The sequence below is a fragment of the Prochlorococcus marinus XMU1419 genome (assembly GCF_017695955.1).
In the GTDB taxonomy this organism is placed as follows: domain Bacteria; phylum Cyanobacteriota; class Cyanobacteriia; order PCC-6307; family Cyanobiaceae; genus Prochlorococcus_A; species Prochlorococcus_A marinus_AD.
In genome coordinates, this window is sequence record NZ_JAAORO010000002.1 from 131,746 (window position 1) to 146,337 (window position 14,592).

The window sequence follows — 14,592 nt, forward strand, 5'->3', positions numbered from 1 at the left end:
TATATTTACATCTTTTAAATCATTTGCATAGCTTTTTTAAAAGAAATCTTTTTAGTATCATTCGAACTTGTAATTTCTATTAATTTATTTATGGATTCTTTGTTTTTTAGAGAATCTATACAACATTGCGCAACTAATCTTCTTGGGATTGATCCATTAATTTGAGTATCCTCCTTTGAATAATTTATATTTTCTGATTTAATATCTTCATTTTCCTTTAATCCTCCAGGTCTAATAATAGTCCATTCGAAATTTGAATTTCGTAGAAAGTTTTCACCTAATTTCTTCCAAATAAGAATTAAACCAAACAAGTTTAATGGGTGAAATAACTTTCCAGTACAAAGAGAACTCACTAAAATTACCCTCTTAATGCCCACTCTTTTGCAACTCTCCAATTGCCTATATACTCCTAATGCATCAACCTTTGCGGGACCGGTTAAATCTATTGATGCTCGCGCACCAGTAGCAATTACCAAAGCATCAATACCTTTTAATGCTTTATCAAGTTCTTTTTTATTATCTAATGAAACTCTAATTGTTTCCAAACTCTCTAGTCCTTCTGAAATTTTTGAATTCTTTCTAATAATTTGCTTAACTTTATACCCTTTTTTAACTGCCTCTTCGGAAATTCTATAACCTGTTTTCCCAGATGCACCAGTAATTGCTATTTTCATGATTAAAAACTAATTTAGATATTATATAAATTTCTTAAGGCTTTTTACATATAAATTTCTTTTTTCTTTTGGGATAAAGAGTGCGACATAAATAACATTTTGTTCCATCACAGCCTCTTGCTGTGCAATATTCTCTGCCATAAAAGATTATTTGCAAATGTAAGGTATTCCAATCATTAACAGGAAATATTTTTTTTAGGTCTTTTTCTGTTTGAACTACACTATCTCCATTTGATAGACCCCATCTTTGTGCCAACCTGTGTATGTGAGTATCTACTGGGAATGAGGGAATTTTAAACACTTGTGACATCACAACTGATGCTGTTTTATGACCTACTCCGGGAAGAGATTCAAGCTTCTCAAAAGAATCTGGGACTTCACCTTTATGCTTCTCAATCAACAGTTTAGATAGGTTATAGATGTTCTTTGATTTTTGGTTAGATAGACCTAAAAATTTAATGTATTCGTATATGCCATTAATACCTAGCTTCACCATTTTTTCTGGATTATCTGCAACCTTAAATAAGCTTTTTGTTAATTCATTAACTTTCTTATCTGTTGATTGAGCACTTAAAACTACTGCGATGAGAAGTGTATATGCATTTACATGATCAAGAGGTATTGGAGGCGATGGATAAAGCTTTTTGAGTTCCTTGCGTATTATTTCTGCTCTTTCAGACTTTTTCATTAAATTTAAAAATTAAATGGTGTATAAAATTATACAAGCGATATTTTTGGTTAATATTTTCTGCTAATTTAATATATTTAAAGAAGAAGAGTTTTGTGAAAAATGATGCATTAATAATTGATGATCTGCATCATAAATATGATAAGCGAGAAAATTCAAATTGGATATTAAATAAAATCAACTTGAGAATTGAAAATGGCAAACTATTAGGTTTGCTTGGACCTTCTGGTTGCGGAAAAACTACTCTTTTGAGATTAATTGCAGGCTTCGAATATCCCTCTAAAGGAAGAATTTCTCTAAATAATATCGAAATTTCAAGTAGGAAAAAAATTCTTAGCCCTGAGAGAAGAAACATTGGGATGGTTTTTCAAGATTATGCACTTTTCCCTCACTTAACCGTTATGGAAAATGTCATGTTTGGTTTGAAAAACAAAAAAGATAAATCTAGAGTTAACTATTTATTAAATATGGTTGGTCTTGATAGTTTTATTGAGAGGTACCCACATGAATTATCTGGAGGCCAAAAACAAAGACTTGCAATAGCGAGGGCTCTTGCTCCAGATACAAATTTTATTTTATTAGATGAGCCATTTTGTAGTCTTGATATGCATGTCAAACTTAAATTGAGAAGTGAATTGCCAAATATTCTAAGAGGTTGCAATGCAAGCGGATTGATGGTTACTCACGATCCTCAAGAAGCTATGTCTATTTGCGATAAAGTTGCAGTTATGAATGATGGTAAAATCCATCAAATTGATACCCCAATTAACCTACTAAATAATCCCAAAACTATATTCGTAAGTAGTTTTATCTTAGGAAATAATATTATTAATCTTAAAAAAACTGGAAATTCATTTATGTCTTGTTTAGGTGAAATAAATAGTTCAGGGTTATTTAATAATGCAAATATCAAAATAATGTCAATTTCGCCTAAATTTATTTCAATAAAAAAATCAAGATATGGCAATGCAAATGTAATATCTAAAGAATTTTTTGGCGAATATCTTATCTATAAAGTATCTATTAATGACAGCATTTTGAGGGTTAGAACTAATATTAATAATCTTCTGAATAACGGAGATAAATGTTCTCTTTCTATAAGTAAAAATAGTTACTATTTTTTATATCCTGGTGCTTATAAGGTGTATTTATAAACTTTAATTATAGGCAATTACACTTCCCCCCCTTCCAATTTGAGCATTTTTTCTTTTTACATTTCTTTTTTTTACTTAAATATATTTTATTAGTTAATAGCAGCTCATAAAAACCGTACTCTAAATTCATTTATAGTATTGAGATTGATTTTCATTATCATATTATTTTTTTTAATTTAAAGGATTAATTAATTACTAATTTATACAAAATGTTGTATTATTTATATAGTTTCTTTTTGAGTAATGAACGAAAATAATTTAAAAACAAGGAAATTAATTAATTTTGGTCCATCTGGAAGAGCAATCGCACAACCAATGGACAATAGTTTGTTGGATAATATTTTTGAGCATCTTACAATGGAAAGATATGCAAATGTGCAATATTTTTCTATTTACCTCTGGTTTCAAGAGCGGGATTTAAATGGTTTTGCCTCACATTTTTTAAGTGAATCACAAGGTGAAATGGAGCACGCTCAAAAATTTGCAGATTACCTAATTGCTAGAGGACAAAGCGTAAAATTAGATGAACTCCCTGCACCAGTCCAAGCATGGGATTCAATTGAGGATTTAATTTCTTATTCTTTCAATATGGAAGCTGATTTAACTGCATCTCTACAACAACTTTATGCTATTTCAGAAAGAATTTCAGATACAAGAACCAACGTTTTTTTAGATCCAATTGTTGAGGCTCAAACTAAATCAGAAGATGAATTTGCAAATATACTTGGTAAAGTTAAGTTTGCATCTAATCAACCTTCCGCAATCTTATTGATAGATAGTGATTTAAAGAAAAAATAAATTACTTTCAAATTTATTTTCATTCAATGCCCTTTTCGTTATTTCAACAAGTAAATTAGAAAAGTTTAATTTATCATTGGTTTTTTTATTTAAGAGATGAGCTATTTTAGAAATCTCTTTTACTCTTTTAAAAATATTTTTGTTTTCAGAAATTAATCTTTCTTTTAATGCTTTATTATGAGTATCCTTGAAGGATTTCCTTATGTTTCTTAGTCTATTATTTAATACATCAACTTCAATTAACAAGTTGTTCGTTATTGATTGAGATTCATTCATGTTTTTATAGTAGTGATGTTTCAATAAAAGAAGGGGCAACACTTACAGTTTGTGTGCCAATTGGTGATATTAATAACTCAGCTGATCTTAATTTTGAAATTAATCTTGTTGATGTTACACGTGTTGAGCCAATTAATTCACCTATCCTTTCATGAGTTAGCCTAAAAGGTAGTTCACACCAATTACCACATCTTCTTCCTAACCGATTTACTAATATTGAAAATAAAGCTTGCAATCTTTGTTCCGCATTTCCTAGATGTCTGATTTTAAGGAGTTGCAAAGTCCACTCATTTACTGCATCGAAGCCAATATTATCATCAATATTTGTATTGCTATGAAAAGATAAATCTGTAAGTGCTTCAACACAGACACCTTCACTACACAAAAGGTCCGTTCTTAATTGGTCACCTGATTGTAAAAACGCAAGTGTCATCCCTTCAGTTTCTTCGCAAGGGCAATAAACTCTAGCTATTCCACTTTCAACTTCTAAGCATGTGCCTTTTGGTCTAGATGCAGGGTCAATTAAAACGGATTGCCCAGTTACTACCCTTACTGTTTTAGAAGGATATTCTCCATAACCGTGGAAATTCATTAAATTAAATATGATAATGAGAATTATTATCAATTATGTATTACAAATAGTCTTATTGCAATAGATTCTCATTATCATCATCTATACTGAAGCTTTTCTTTACATAATTTTTATGAATATAATTTAGATAGAGTTTCAAAAATTTTTTTATTTTAGATGAGCGCAAATAAGGTTTGTTTTAATTGTGGAAGTTCTTCATTTGTGTCAGATCGATCATTAGGAGGTAAGATAGTTTGTTCTAAATGTGGTTCTTCTTCATTTAAAAATAGATCCTCTTCATTTTTAAAAGGGAAATACTTTATTTTTCTTGCTATTGGGATAGCTATTTTTATAATTATTCTTTAGGTAATCTTTTTATAGTCCAAAATTCATTTTCTTTAACTACCTCAAGATTAATTCCATATAACTTATTTAGATTTTTATTATTTATAACCTTATTTTGATTTCCCTCGGCAATTACCCTACCACTTTTTAGCATTATGACCCTATCGTAAATTGGAGTAATCATTGAAATATTATGGGTTACACATAATATTTTGGTGTTTAATTTTGATAATTCATTAATCTTATCAATTACAAAAAACTTTGATTTATAATCTAAGTTTGCAGTTGGCTCATCTAAGATTAATATATCTGGTTTTTTGATTAAAGCTCTTGCAATAAGAGAAATTTGTTTTTCTCCATCTGATAAATATGAAAAATTTTTTTTTGATAAATATGATATATCCATATTTTTCATGATATTTTCCACCTCATGAAGATCTCTTTCAGATTTATTTGGTATGTAACAATATCTTCCATATAGTCCACTTAAAATTAAGTCATAAACATGCAGATTTGGATTTATTCTATTTTTAATATCATTATTTACGGTACTTATTCTTTTTCTCAGTTCCCATAAATTTATAAGTTCACTGCCAAGTATTTTTAGTTTTGATTTTTTAGTTTTAACTGGGTATATGTTTCGATTAATTACTTCAATTAAAGATGATTTACCTGAACCATTTGGTCCAATTAATATTACATTCTCTGAATACGATATTTTTAAATTTAAATCCTTAATTACTCTAAAACCACCCTTAAAACAATTTATATTTTGTGCCTCAAACCAAAACTTACTAATCACTAAAACTTATTACTCCAAAATATAATCAATTGAACTGAGCTTAAAATAAATATAAGAAGATAAAGCCAATTCAACCATGAAGGTCTATTTACTTTCTTCATAAATTATATTATCAACAGAAAAAATATAAGTGGTGCCGCAAATCTTAAGAATGTTTTTCTAATAATATGTATATTATTTATAATTTCTAGTTTTTTTATCTCTGGAGGATATTTCAATATAACTTTGTCGTATACATCTAGATTTTGGGTCTTATTAAAAAGTTTCCATGGTTCATCTTTATCTTCAGACTTCTTATACCATTTCCAAAAATAATTTATTATTCTGTCTTCTCCCAATAATTTTATTTCATCTTTACTTATAAATCCCATATTGTGATTATATGTTTGCGTTTTTAAAATCATATAATCCTCATCAAATATCTTATAAAAAATCTTTCTTTGAGTCTCTTTAAATAACATGAGATTATTAAGAAATTTATTTTTTAAAAATTTTCTGTAATGTCTTACTATTACTCTTGCTTTGTTATCTCCTAGTGGAATATGATCTAAAACTTGTAAATATCTAGCTGCTGAAGGATCACCTTTATATATTAATATTCTTCCAGGTGGAATGTATTTTATCCTGATAAATTCTTTTGTAGGGTTGTTCTTGTAGTAATAAATACTTTCAATGAATTTAGGAGTAACATTAATTTTTTGGTTAAAACTAACTAGTACGTTTTTATTAACATCTTTATCAGGGATTGTATCGCCGTGAACCCAAAAAAGATGAAGGATATCTAAGTGATTTTCAATTATCCTTGACCAATCACATTTAAAGTCAACTAATACCTCTTCAGATACATAATCCTTATCTGAAAAACCATTATCTGATAAATCGTAGTTACTTATAGGTGAATCTTCATTTATATTATTTAAATCTATGTCAGATTTTTTAGAAAAATGTACAAAAATATATCCATTTCTTTCTAAAGCTTTGTATTGAGATAAGTGAATTCTTTTGGCGTAGTTATCGTAGTTATTATCAACAATGTGACTACATGTTATTCTGTCAAGATTTTGACAACTTCCAACAGACGAAAATTTAGCTCCATGATATGGACAGGTTATTACTCCATCTGATAATGATCCTCCAAGAAAGGAAGCCCCCCTATGTGGACAAATATTTTTTATACATCTAACATCCTCATTCTCATCTTTATAAAGAAGTAGAGGCTCATCATATAATGAAAAATAATAAAGCTTATTTTTTTTTAGTTCTTGTGAAGGACAAATTGCATACCAACCAAATAAACCTATTTTTAATTCATTTTGATTTTCTCTAATATCAAACGAGTCAATTTTTACTACCGTTCCTTTTTTAAATGGCTTAAGAACGGTATTAAAGTCTTTTGATTTAAAAAAATTAATTTGTCTGTTTTCCATAAATTAATTTCTTTTTTAATTGACTGTTTATCTTTCGGAACTATAACTCAAGTAAATAATCAATTTCTTATAAAAAGAAAATTCTCTATTATTTGTAGCAATAATTATGTAGTTCTTGAAAAATATTGAGTCTCTAATGTATTTATGTATCTTTATTTCATGTTTTTTGTATCTTTTGTGATTCTTTCAAATTTTTTATGTAATCAATAGCATCATCAATATTTTTGTGGAAGTTGCACTGGCCCAAATAACAACCTATAAATCTCAGGAATTTTCTCTTGCCACCACTAATTTCATACTTATGTATTGTTCCGCCATCTATAGGAGCATAAATAAGTTCTGGTAATGCCATATTTATTAATTTTGTATTAAATGGTTAATAAAACAATAATTCATGTTCTAATACATTTCCATATCTAAATCCATATATTTAATAATTAATTTACTTATCTTTGGATAATTATTTATTGAATACCTAAGTGTTATTTGTTATTTATTAAATATTGATATGGATTTTTAATTATGCCAAAAGCATTAAGGCGTTTTTTTAAAAAAATACCCAAAAAAATTCAAACTATTAAATACTCATTAAGAGAATTTTTATCTTCCAAAATATGAAATATTTTTTATGTTTAATAAATTTTTAATTTCTATATTTTTAATAAATAATAAAATAAGTCAGTAATGTTAAATTCTAATATATATTAAACTAGCAAATTAAGAAATATTATGATCAAAAGAATTTTCACAATATTCTTTTTAACTCTAATTCTTCTGTTTAGTAGTCCGGTTTACTCATTAGATACTTCATCTAAAACTCTTGAAAAGTATACTAAAAAGATTTCTAATAAGTTCACAAGAACTTATTGCAATACAACTAAATTCGGTATTTCTTATGAAGGAGCTTTGTCATTTGCTATTGGAGAGACTAATAAGGAATTTAAAAATAATAAACTTAATAGGTTGATAGATTATTCTCTACTTAAAAATTCAATAGTTAATGATTTAGAAAATAATTGTCAGATTTATGATTTTAATGTTAGTAATTTAGAAAATTTAAAATTATTCTAGAAGAATATAATTTGTTAAAGTCTATTTCTTACCTATCCAATCATTGGGTTTCTCCATCATCCATTCGAAAACTCCCTTAGCATCAAGGTTTTTTGAGGCATAAATAAACAAAATTGGAAATATTAAAATTACTGCTCCAATTATTACTAACTCTATTTTACCAATTCCCATCTCAGTAAATGTTAAGGCAAAACAATTAATCATTACGTATATTTAATCAAAGTTTAGTTGTACTTAATTTACAAAAAAACTTCTTATTCTTTAACTTTTTTATAAAAAATCTTAATTTTTTATATCGAAATATATTTGTATAAAGTACCTATTTTTTTTAAGTAAGTTATTTAATAATTTTAATAATATGCTTTGTATTTGATAGTTATGAATCATGAAATTATTATTTTCACACCTATTTTTGGAATATTAATTGGATTTATAGTTTTTACATTTTTTAAAAAAAGAAAGAGATCAGCTAAAAATATTTATAAATTAATAGATGATTTAGAAAAAAAATACATTTATTAATCTTTTATGAAAGAAAAAAAATTAATCAAATTCTATACCAACTTCTTCCTTTAAATCTCTTTCCAAATCTGGAAGATGCGGTTCGACCCAATGATCTTTGTTATCAATACCAGCTGCATTTACATAATTCATTATGTGTTGATCTACTTGCTTATAAAGATCATGCAAATTTAAATCCATACGAATATCATGAGCAATTTCAGAGACTTGTTTTTCAGTTAAACAATGATCTGGATGAAGTAAATCACAGCATGGAATTCTCTTCTCAATCAATTCATTAAGATTGATTTTAATTTCGTAATCTTGATGGACAGTCATTGATTTTGTATTTTTTATTTAATTCTAATAATGTTTAAGGTTTTGTATATCTTTAGTCAAGAAACAAAGTTCTTTACTGTGGATTTAGTTTTTAAATAAATAGATCTTCCAAATCTTTATATAAGTCGTCAGTCTCTTTTTGGCTTTCTATATATTTATTGTGATCTAGTGAAAGTTCTTTTTTTGAGTTGTAGAAAAGAAATCCAAGGGCTCCAAAAAGTAAGGCTGTTGGCAAAATCATTTGCATTTAATTGACTTATAATGAATATAGTGCAACACTAATTACAGTCAAGTGCTGAACTTTTTAAATTTTTAAATGCCTACTAAGAAAAAAAGAGTTGGTTTTATTCCTAGAGAAGATGTTTTGAGAATAATTGATAAGCTTAGCATAGAGAACAATTTAAGTAATTCAAAAATAATAAGTATTTTAGTGGAAGAAGCACTTTCTATGAGAGGAATATTTAATAAAAAAAATGTTAAAGTAAATCAAGCATATCAAATCCTCAAAAATAATTCACCAAACTTATCTAATAAGGCTGCTGACTTTATAGACAATACAAAATCTTCAATTGATAGTAAATTAGGAAATCATTTTAATCCTGATAAATCAACTCATCTAGATGAAGCAAATCAGGAGGATTTTGACTTGCAAACTTATAAAAAGTTTTTATCATTTCTTAAATTTCAAGAAATGATGGATAAATATAACACTTAAATAGTGTTGCTAAGTGCTGTACTGTGCGTTAAATTTAGTTTGTATTTACGGGAGATTTACATATTAGAAATTATTTATCGCCATTTCAAAATCCTAAGTTCAATTTATCCGTAAAATATTTATTGCTATGAATTCATCACCGTCAATTTTATCTGTAAATCTACTCCCTCCAGACAAGTTATATTGTAATTTTAGTTATTGGAGTTCTTTGTTTTCTCAGGATATGCAAATTTTATGGGATAGAGCTCATGGAGTACCTTTAGAAAAACTGCCAAAAGGAGTTTCTGATATGATTTTTCCGTATTTATTACTTGCACTATCAGACTATAAGACTTCTCAAATAAATAAAATGAATGGAATAGGATTAGACAATCTATTAAGTCTCTGGTTCGATAAGTATTTATTAAATAAAAATGGTTACTTCGAGCTGATCAGAAAATAATTCTTAAAGTTAGCTTTTTTTAGTATCAAAATTGATTGTCTAAAACTTTTAAGTGATCCTTTTCGTATCGACACATTAAAAGTATTGCTATAAATATATTAAAAGGTTTGATAATGATTTCTTTAAATTTCTTTTTAGCAAATATGTGTATTGTTGTTTTGATAATACTTATCAGGAGAGATATAAAATTAAGAAAAGCGAGATAAATGAAATTTAATTCAAAAACGCTTAGTTTGATATTAAATCTATTATTTTGCTTGTTTATATTAATTATTTAAATTTTTAATCTTTAAATTATTAATTTTTCAAAATTTTTCAAAAATTTATATTCAAATTTGGTTGACTTTTATTGTCAACGCGATGATAATAACAAAAAAAAATTTTTAATTGTGAGCCTCCTTTTAGATACATTTGATGATTTTGTTGACGACCTTCTTTTATCTGATGTGCATTTGTTGAAAGCGGAACTTGATTTTCTGCTTATGCAACATTTGTTTAATTCTATAGATTTGAATATTATGTACAAAATTGAAATTAAAAATGACGAATCAATAGCTGCTTAATTTTTTATGAAATATTTTTATGAAAAGTTTTGGGTTCCAGTTTTTGGTTATATTTTATCGAAATTTGTTTTTTTAATAGAAGGTAAAAAGCAAGACTGTAAAAATAAAAAAAAATAGATTAATTACTTTTTTCTTCATAAGGTATTTTTAAATACATAATCTAAGTCAATATATTTTGAAAACAACAAAAGTAGTGCTTTGAATTTAAGAACATATGCATGGTTGGGATATATAGCAATTGCTTTTTAGCATATTAAAATGAACAAAAATAATTTGTTGAAGCCATATACAGTGCATTACCGTGATTTTCAAAATATAAGATTAGAAAATTGTTTTTATGCTGCAGACGCTTACGAGGCTAGAACCCTCGCAATGGAATTTAATAAGTATATAAATGAACATCCAAACAGTATTGACCTAATAAGATGCGAAAAATGAATAAAATTTTTAGTAATTTAAAAATAATAATCTATTTAAACACTTAAGAATTTATCTATAACTGCTTGACTTAACTCACTAGTATTTCCGCTAGCAACAATACCTCCTCGTTGCATCGCATAATATCTATTGGCTTGCCTTACAAAATGCAAGTGTTGTTCAACTAATAAAACTCCAATTCCTGTATCTCTAATTATCTGATTGATTGCATTTTCTATGTCTAAAACTATATTTGGCTGGATGCCTTCCGTTGGTTCATCAAGTAATAGAAGTTTAGGTTTGCCCAGCAATGCTCTTGCGATAGCTAGTTGCTGTTGTTGTCCTCCACTAAGATCTCCGCCTTTCCTTTGTAGAAAATCTTTTAGGATTGGGAAGAGATCATAAATAAATGGATCTATTTTCTTATTCTTAGATAATCCACCTGGCAGTGACTCCATTCCTAACATAAGATTCTCTTCAACTGATAGATATGGAATTATTTCTCTCCCTTGTGGGACGTAAGCCATTCCTTTCCTCGCCCTCTGATGAGGTGCTTTTCTATTTATATTTTCGCCAATCAAGTAAATATCGCCTTTTTTTTGTCTTAATAAACCAATAAGTGATTTCAATAAAGTTGTTTTGCCAACTCCATTCCTTCCAATCAAACAAACCATTTCTCCTGATTGAACATTTAAATCTACATCTCTGAGAATATGACTTTCGCCATAATATGTATTCAATGATTTTATTTCTAGTAAATTTTTCATAACTAATCCTCAGGCCTTCCTAGATAAACATCAATAACTTTTTGGTCTTTTTGTATAGTTTCCATTGTCCCCTCGCATAATAATGCTCCTTGATTTAATACTGAAACATTACTATCAAGTCTTCTTATAAATTCCATATCGTGATCTATTACTACTACAGTATTTTCTCCTGATAATGATTTTAATAAATCAGCTGTAAGATCAGTTTCTTCATCAGTTAAACCAGCAACAGGTTCATCTACTAACATTAAATCTGGCTTCTGTCCTACTAACATGGCTATCTCAAGCCATTGTTTTTGGCCATGTGATAAGGATCCTGCTTTAGAATCAACTTTTTGAGCTAAATTAACAATCTTCATGAGACGTTCAATCTCATTAAGCTGCTCATCCTTAATACTTTTGTTTATAAGGTTTAAGGGACTTTTAGGAGTTGACACCGATATTTCAAGATTTTCTTTGACTGTTAGATTTTCAAAGATTCTTGGACTTTGGAACTTTCTTCCAACTCCAAGTCTGGCTATTTTATGTTCCTTTCTACCCACTAAAGATTTCCCTTTAAATATTACTTCACCTTTTGTTGGCTTAACTTTTCCAGTTATTACATCAAGAAATGTTGTTTTACCTGCGCCGTTGGGTCCTATAACAGCTCTTAATTCTCCTTTCTTTAAATTTAAATTAAGTTTGTTGAGAGCTAAAAAACCCTCGAAGCTTACAGTAATATCAATTAAATTTAGAAGATCATTATTATTCATTATTTCCCTCCTTATTATTAACTTCTAAACTTGGATAGGTTTCTATCCTCCTTTTCAAACCAAATCTTTGAAGAAGATTCCTAGGTCCATCTCCTTGAATCCATCCTAAAACTCCTTCTGGCAGAGCTGTTACAACTAAGATAAATAACCCTCCTTGAATAAACATCCAGCTAGCAGGTAAAGCTTCACTTACTAAACTTTTCGCATAGTTGATGAAAACCGCTCCTAGTATCGCCCCCAATAAAGTTCCTCTACCTCCAACAGCAACCCATATAACCATTTCTATAGAAAAGGGAACTGTCATAAATTGAGGTGAAACTATTCCAGACTGAACAGTATATAAAGCTCCTGAAATTCCAGCGAGACCTCCAGCAATAGAAAATATTATCGTCTTGAATATAACTGGGTTATATCCTGTAAACCTTACTCTTGGTTCATCATCTCGTATTCCTATAAGAATATTTCCAAATCTACCTTTAACTACCCACTTTGCAAAAAACCATGCTGCTATTACTAGTATGGCGGTTATCCAAAAGAATATTCTTTGCATGGACTCAGAACCTACCATCTGACCCAATAGTTGTGTAACATCTGTTTTTAATCCATTTGTTCCATTTATAAGTTTTTGTTGCCCATTAAAAAAGTTAAAGAATACAAGGAGAGAAGCTTGAGTAAGTATAGAAAAATAAACTCCTTTGATTCTATTCCTGAAAACAAGAAATCCAATTAAACCTGCAACTAATGCTGGAATTATCCAGATAGCGAAGAAGGTAAAAACAGGCGATCTAAACGGTTCCCAGAAAAAAGGTAATTTTTCAACACCATATAAAGCAAAAAATTCAGGAATATTATTTGGAAATTCTGTGGAGCTGGTTATTTGCAAATACATTGCTGCACAATATCCACCTAGTGCAAAAAATATACCTTGTCCAAGACTTAGTAAACCTGTATATCCCCAGATAAGATCAACACCAAGAGCAACTATGGATAAGGATAAATATCTACCTAGAAGATTAAGTCTGAATACAGGGAGCAGAGTTGGTGCTGCAATAATTAAGGCTATTAATATTATCCAAAATGATAATACTATTTTTTTATCAAATTTAATTTTACTTAAGGACATTAGTTTTCAACCATCCTTCCTTTTTGAGGAAATAAACCTGTAGGTTTAAATTGTAAAAATATAACAATTAGTGCAAATATCATTACTCTTGCCATACTTGTTGTCGCAAAAAAGTTGATTGTGTTTGATAAAGGTAAAGGCATATCTGGCCATATTGATAAGAGCCTTCCAGCTCCAATTAAATCAGTCATTATTCCTATTCCAAATGAAGCAAGTACTGTGCCTAATAAATTTCCTACTCCTCCCAGCACTACAACCATAAAACAACCAACTATATAATTTCCGCCAACATTTGGTCCTACAGAACCTAATAGTGATACTGCTACCCCGGCAACTCCTGCTAAGCCAGATCCAATTCCAAATGTGATTATATCCACTTTTTCAGTAGATATACCAAGGCAATCACTCATTTGTCGGTTCTGAGTAACTGCTCTTATGCGCATCCCCCAAGCACTTTGATTAAGAAATAATGTTATTGCTATCACAGAAATTAAAGTAATGACAATTATCATTAATCTTGTTTTAGGAAATGCGGTGCCAATAATTTCTACTTGACCTCTCATCCATGAGGGAGCTGTTACATCAACATTTCGAGCGCTTGCTCTACTAAGTTTGCTTACAGATGATGATATTACGCTACCTGTCAGGACTCCTGTTAAAGCAGCAAATATCCAAGAACTAAATTTAAAATATTTGAAATTTATTGATTCTTTTATTTTTGAAGAGAATGTAGTTGGTAAGAATAGACCAATTAACAGACTTATAACAAGACCGGTCCCATAAGCTAAAGGTACACTTCTGACGAATTGTTGAAGAATTAAGCTTACACCCCAAGTTGCTAGAAGTGTTTCTAGTGGACTTCCATAAAGCTTTCTTATTATAGTTTTTTCCAGTAAAATGCCTACTACGCCACTAACAATAAAAGCAAGGAAAATTGAAACTAATATGTACGAATTGTAGAAAGGTTTTAATATTGGTAATTTGAAAATTAATTGTGTTACATATGTTGTATAAGCCCCAAGCATCATAAGTTCTCCATGGGCAAGATTTATTACACCCATAAGACCAAAAACAATTGCAAGACCTAATGCTGCAACAAGTAGCACAGATCCAATTGCAACACCATTAAAAAGACTATCGAGAAGTAACTCCAATTTAGAAAAAGAA

At 28.7% G+C, this 14,592-nt stretch carries 22 protein-coding genes; 8 read left to right on the forward strand and 14 right to left on the reverse strand.

Annotated features, from left to right (window positions below):
• Positions 1 to 14: 14 nt before the first annotated feature.
• Together HA151_RS04290 and nth are read right to left on the reverse strand one after the other, a co-directional pair.
• Entirely contained in the window at positions 15 to 674 is a 660-nt protein-coding gene (locus tag HA151_RS04290) for an SDR family oxidoreductase (RefSeq protein WP_209106274.1), read from the reverse strand.
• 34 nt (positions 675 to 708) lie between these two features.
• Positions 709 to 1,362, reverse strand: coding sequence for an endonuclease III (gene nth, locus HA151_RS04295; protein WP_209106275.1), 654 nt, complete (start codon positions 1,360 to 1,362; stop codon positions 709 to 711).
• Between the two features lie 95 nt (positions 1,363 to 1,457).
• On the opposite strand from nth, the gene HA151_RS04300 reads away from it, so the two are divergent.
• Positions 1,458 to 2,516 carry an ABC transporter ATP-binding protein gene (locus HA151_RS04300; protein ID WP_209106276.1) on the forward strand — a complete coding sequence of 353 codons (1,059 nt, stop codon included), beginning with the start codon at positions 1,458 to 1,460 and terminating at the stop codon, positions 2,514 to 2,516.
• A 243-nt stretch (positions 2,517 to 2,759) separates the two neighbouring features.
• Positions 2,760 to 3,314: a ferritin gene (locus tag HA151_RS04305; protein WP_209106277.1), complete on the forward strand. Its 555-nt coding sequence runs from the start codon at positions 2,760 to 2,762 to the stop codon at positions 3,312 to 3,314.
• On the opposite strand, the gene HA151_RS04310 is transcribed toward HA151_RS04305, so the two are convergent.
• Positions 3,300 to 3,590: a hypothetical protein gene (locus tag HA151_RS04310; RefSeq protein WP_209106278.1), complete on the reverse strand. Its 291-nt coding sequence runs from the start codon at positions 3,588 to 3,590 to the stop codon at positions 3,300 to 3,302. The two genes, HA151_RS04305 and HA151_RS04310, sit on opposite strands and share 15 nt — an antisense overlap.
• A gap of 4 nt (positions 3,591 to 3,594) precedes the next feature.
• Complete coding sequence (locus HA151_RS04315) at positions 3,595 to 4,182, reverse strand: Crp/Fnr family transcriptional regulator (protein ID WP_209106279.1); 588 nt, start codon at positions 4,180 to 4,182, stop codon at positions 3,595 to 3,597.
• A 156-nt stretch (positions 4,183 to 4,338) separates the two neighbouring features.
• Here HA151_RS04315 and HA151_RS04320 point away from each other — a divergent pair, with 156 nt between their 5' ends.
• On the forward strand, positions 4,339 to 4,527 hold the full coding sequence (locus tag HA151_RS04320) for a hypothetical protein (RefSeq protein ID WP_209106280.1): 189 nt from the start codon (positions 4,339 to 4,341) through the stop codon (positions 4,525 to 4,527).
• Here the strand turns inward: HA151_RS04320 and HA151_RS04325 are convergent.
• From HA151_RS04325 to HA151_RS04335, 3 genes are all read right to left on the reverse strand, one after another.
• Positions 4,517 to 5,308, reverse strand: a complete 792-nt coding sequence (locus HA151_RS04325) for an ABC transporter ATP-binding protein (RefSeq protein ID WP_209106281.1) — start codon at positions 5,306 to 5,308, stop codon at positions 4,517 to 4,519. The genes HA151_RS04320 and HA151_RS04325 overlap by 11 nt on opposite strands.
• Before the next feature lie 104 nt (positions 5,309 to 5,412).
• Positions 5,413 to 6,735: a Rieske 2Fe-2S domain-containing protein gene (locus HA151_RS04330; RefSeq protein ID WP_209106282.1), complete on the reverse strand. Its 1,323-nt coding sequence runs from the start codon at positions 6,733 to 6,735 to the stop codon at positions 5,413 to 5,415.
• Positions 6,736 to 6,892: 157 nt separating this feature from the next.
• On the reverse strand, positions 6,893 to 7,087 hold the full coding sequence (locus HA151_RS04335; RefSeq protein WP_209106283.1) for a hypothetical protein: 195 nt from the start codon (positions 7,085 to 7,087) through the stop codon (positions 6,893 to 6,895).
• 377 nt (positions 7,088 to 7,464) lie between these two features.
• On the opposite strand from HA151_RS04335, the gene HA151_RS04340 reads away from it, so the two are divergent.
• Complete coding sequence (locus HA151_RS04340; protein WP_209106284.1) at positions 7,465 to 7,806, forward strand: RNA-binding protein; 342 nt, start codon at positions 7,465 to 7,467, stop codon at positions 7,804 to 7,806.
• Positions 7,807 to 7,827: 21 nt separating this feature from the next.
• On the opposite strand, the gene HA151_RS04345 is transcribed toward HA151_RS04340, so the two are convergent.
• The 3 genes from HA151_RS04345 to HA151_RS04355 form a co-directional block, all read right to left on the reverse strand.
• Positions 7,828 to 8,010 carry a hypothetical protein gene (locus HA151_RS04345; protein ID WP_209106285.1) on the reverse strand — a complete coding sequence of 61 codons (183 nt, stop codon included), beginning with the start codon at positions 8,008 to 8,010 and terminating at the stop codon, positions 7,828 to 7,830.
• A gap of 339 nt (positions 8,011 to 8,349) precedes the next feature.
• The gene (locus HA151_RS04350; protein ID WP_012007619.1) at positions 8,350 to 8,646 is read right to left on the reverse strand and encodes a hypothetical protein; all 297 of its coding nucleotides are present in this window, start codon (positions 8,644 to 8,646) and stop codon (positions 8,350 to 8,352) included.
• 91 nt (positions 8,647 to 8,737) lie between these two features.
• A complete protein-coding gene (locus HA151_RS04355) occupies positions 8,738 to 8,887 on the reverse strand; it encodes a hypothetical protein (RefSeq protein WP_209106286.1) in 150 nt (49 codons plus the stop codon).
• A 75-nt stretch (positions 8,888 to 8,962) separates the two neighbouring features.
• On the opposite strand from HA151_RS04355, the gene HA151_RS04360 reads away from it, so the two are divergent.
• From HA151_RS04360 to HA151_RS04375, 4 genes are all read left to right on the forward strand, one after another.
• A complete protein-coding gene (locus tag HA151_RS04360; RefSeq protein ID WP_209106287.1) occupies positions 8,963 to 9,361 on the forward strand; it encodes a hypothetical protein in 399 nt (132 codons plus the stop codon).
• Between the two features lie 127 nt (positions 9,362 to 9,488).
• A complete protein-coding gene (locus tag HA151_RS04365; RefSeq protein WP_209106288.1) occupies positions 9,489 to 9,803 on the forward strand; it encodes a hypothetical protein in 315 nt (104 codons plus the stop codon).
• A gap of 389 nt (positions 9,804 to 10,192) precedes the next feature.
• Complete coding sequence (locus HA151_RS04370; RefSeq protein WP_209106289.1) at positions 10,193 to 10,366, forward strand: hypothetical protein; 174 nt, start codon at positions 10,193 to 10,195, stop codon at positions 10,364 to 10,366.
• 258 nt (positions 10,367 to 10,624) lie between these two features.
• Complete coding sequence (locus HA151_RS04375; RefSeq protein WP_209106290.1) at positions 10,625 to 10,804, forward strand: hypothetical protein; 180 nt, start codon at positions 10,625 to 10,627, stop codon at positions 10,802 to 10,804.
• Between the two features lie 35 nt (positions 10,805 to 10,839).
• Here the strand turns inward: HA151_RS04375 and urtE are convergent, their stop codons facing one another.
• From urtE to HA151_RS04395, 4 genes are read right to left on the reverse strand one after another with little or no spacing between them, the layout of a single operon-like run.
• Positions 10,840 to 11,550: an urea ABC transporter ATP-binding subunit UrtE gene (gene urtE / locus HA151_RS04380; RefSeq protein WP_209106291.1), complete on the reverse strand. Its 711-nt coding sequence runs from the start codon at positions 11,548 to 11,550 to the stop codon at positions 10,840 to 10,842.
• A 2-nt stretch (positions 11,551 to 11,552) separates the two neighbouring features.
• Positions 11,553 to 12,302, reverse strand: a complete 750-nt coding sequence (gene urtD, locus HA151_RS04385; RefSeq protein WP_209106292.1) for an urea ABC transporter ATP-binding protein UrtD — start codon at positions 12,300 to 12,302, stop codon at positions 11,553 to 11,555.
• Positions 12,295 to 13,425: an urea ABC transporter permease subunit UrtC gene (urtC, locus tag HA151_RS04390; protein ID WP_209106293.1), complete on the reverse strand. Its 1,131-nt coding sequence runs from the start codon at positions 13,423 to 13,425 to the stop codon at positions 12,295 to 12,297. Before urtC ends, urtD begins: the two co-directional genes overlap by 8 nt.
• A complete protein-coding gene (locus HA151_RS04395) occupies positions 13,425 to 14,579 on the reverse strand; it encodes an ABC transporter permease subunit (RefSeq protein ID WP_209106294.1) in 1,155 nt (384 codons plus the stop codon). The genes urtC and HA151_RS04395 overlap by 1 nt, the downstream gene beginning before the upstream one ends.
• Positions 14,580 to 14,592 lie beyond the last annotated feature (13 nt).

What these genes read in the sequence shown, in the direction of transcription:
- HA151_RS04290 (WP_209106274.1), bottom strand. Translation starts at nt 674, where the DNA reads ATGAAAATAGCAATTACTGGTGCATCTGGGAAAACAGGTTATAGAATT.
- nth (WP_209106275.1), bottom strand. Translation starts at nt 1,362, where the DNA reads ATGAAAAAGTCTGAAAGAGCAGAAATAATACGCAAGGAACTCAAAAAG.
- HA151_RS04305 (WP_209106277.1), top strand. Translation starts at nt 2,760, where the DNA reads ATGAACGAAAATAATTTAAAAACAAGGAAATTAATTAATTTTGGTCCA.
- HA151_RS04310 (WP_209106278.1), bottom strand. Translation starts at nt 3,590, where the DNA reads ATGAATGAATCTCAATCAATAACGAACAACTTGTTAATTGAAGTTGAT.
- HA151_RS04315 (WP_209106279.1), bottom strand. Translation starts at nt 4,182, where the DNA reads ATGAATTTCCACGGTTATGGAGAATATCCTTCTAAAACAGTAAGGGTA.
- HA151_RS04320 (WP_209106280.1), top strand. Translation starts at nt 4,339, where the DNA reads ATGAGCGCAAATAAGGTTTGTTTTAATTGTGGAAGTTCTTCATTTGTG.
- HA151_RS04330 (WP_209106282.1), bottom strand. Translation starts at nt 6,735, where the DNA reads ATGGAAAACAGACAAATTAATTTTTTTAAATCAAAAGACTTTAATACC.
- HA151_RS04335 (WP_209106283.1), bottom strand. Translation starts at nt 7,087, where the DNA reads ATGGCATTACCAGAACTTATTTATGCTCCTATAGATGGCGGAACAATA.
- HA151_RS04340 (WP_209106284.1), top strand. Translation starts at nt 7,465, where the DNA reads ATGATCAAAAGAATTTTCACAATATTCTTTTTAACTCTAATTCTTCTG.
- HA151_RS04345 (WP_209106285.1), bottom strand. Translation starts at nt 8,010, where the DNA reads ATGATTAATTGTTTTGCCTTAACATTTACTGAGATGGGAATTGGTAAA.
- HA151_RS04350 (WP_012007619.1), bottom strand. Translation starts at nt 8,646, where the DNA reads ATGACTGTCCATCAAGATTACGAAATTAAAATCAATCTTAATGAATTG.
- HA151_RS04355 (WP_209106286.1), bottom strand. Translation starts at nt 8,887, where the DNA reads ATGATTTTGCCAACAGCCTTACTTTTTGGAGCCCTTGGATTTCTTTTC.
- HA151_RS04360 (WP_209106287.1), top strand. Translation starts at nt 8,963, where the DNA reads ATGCCTACTAAGAAAAAAAGAGTTGGTTTTATTCCTAGAGAAGATGTT.
- HA151_RS04365 (WP_209106288.1), top strand. Translation starts at nt 9,489, where the DNA reads ATGAATTCATCACCGTCAATTTTATCTGTAAATCTACTCCCTCCAGAC.
- HA151_RS04375 (WP_209106290.1), top strand. Translation starts at nt 10,625, where the DNA reads ATGAACAAAAATAATTTGTTGAAGCCATATACAGTGCATTACCGTGAT.
- urtE (WP_209106291.1), bottom strand. Translation starts at nt 11,550, where the DNA reads ATGAAAAATTTACTAGAAATAAAATCATTGAATACATATTATGGCGAA.
- urtD (WP_209106292.1), bottom strand. Translation starts at nt 12,302, where the DNA reads ATGAATAATAATGATCTTCTAAATTTAATTGATATTACTGTAAGCTTC.
- urtC (WP_209106293.1), bottom strand. Translation starts at nt 13,425, where the DNA reads ATGTCCTTAAGTAAAATTAAATTTGATAAAAAAATAGTATTATCATTT.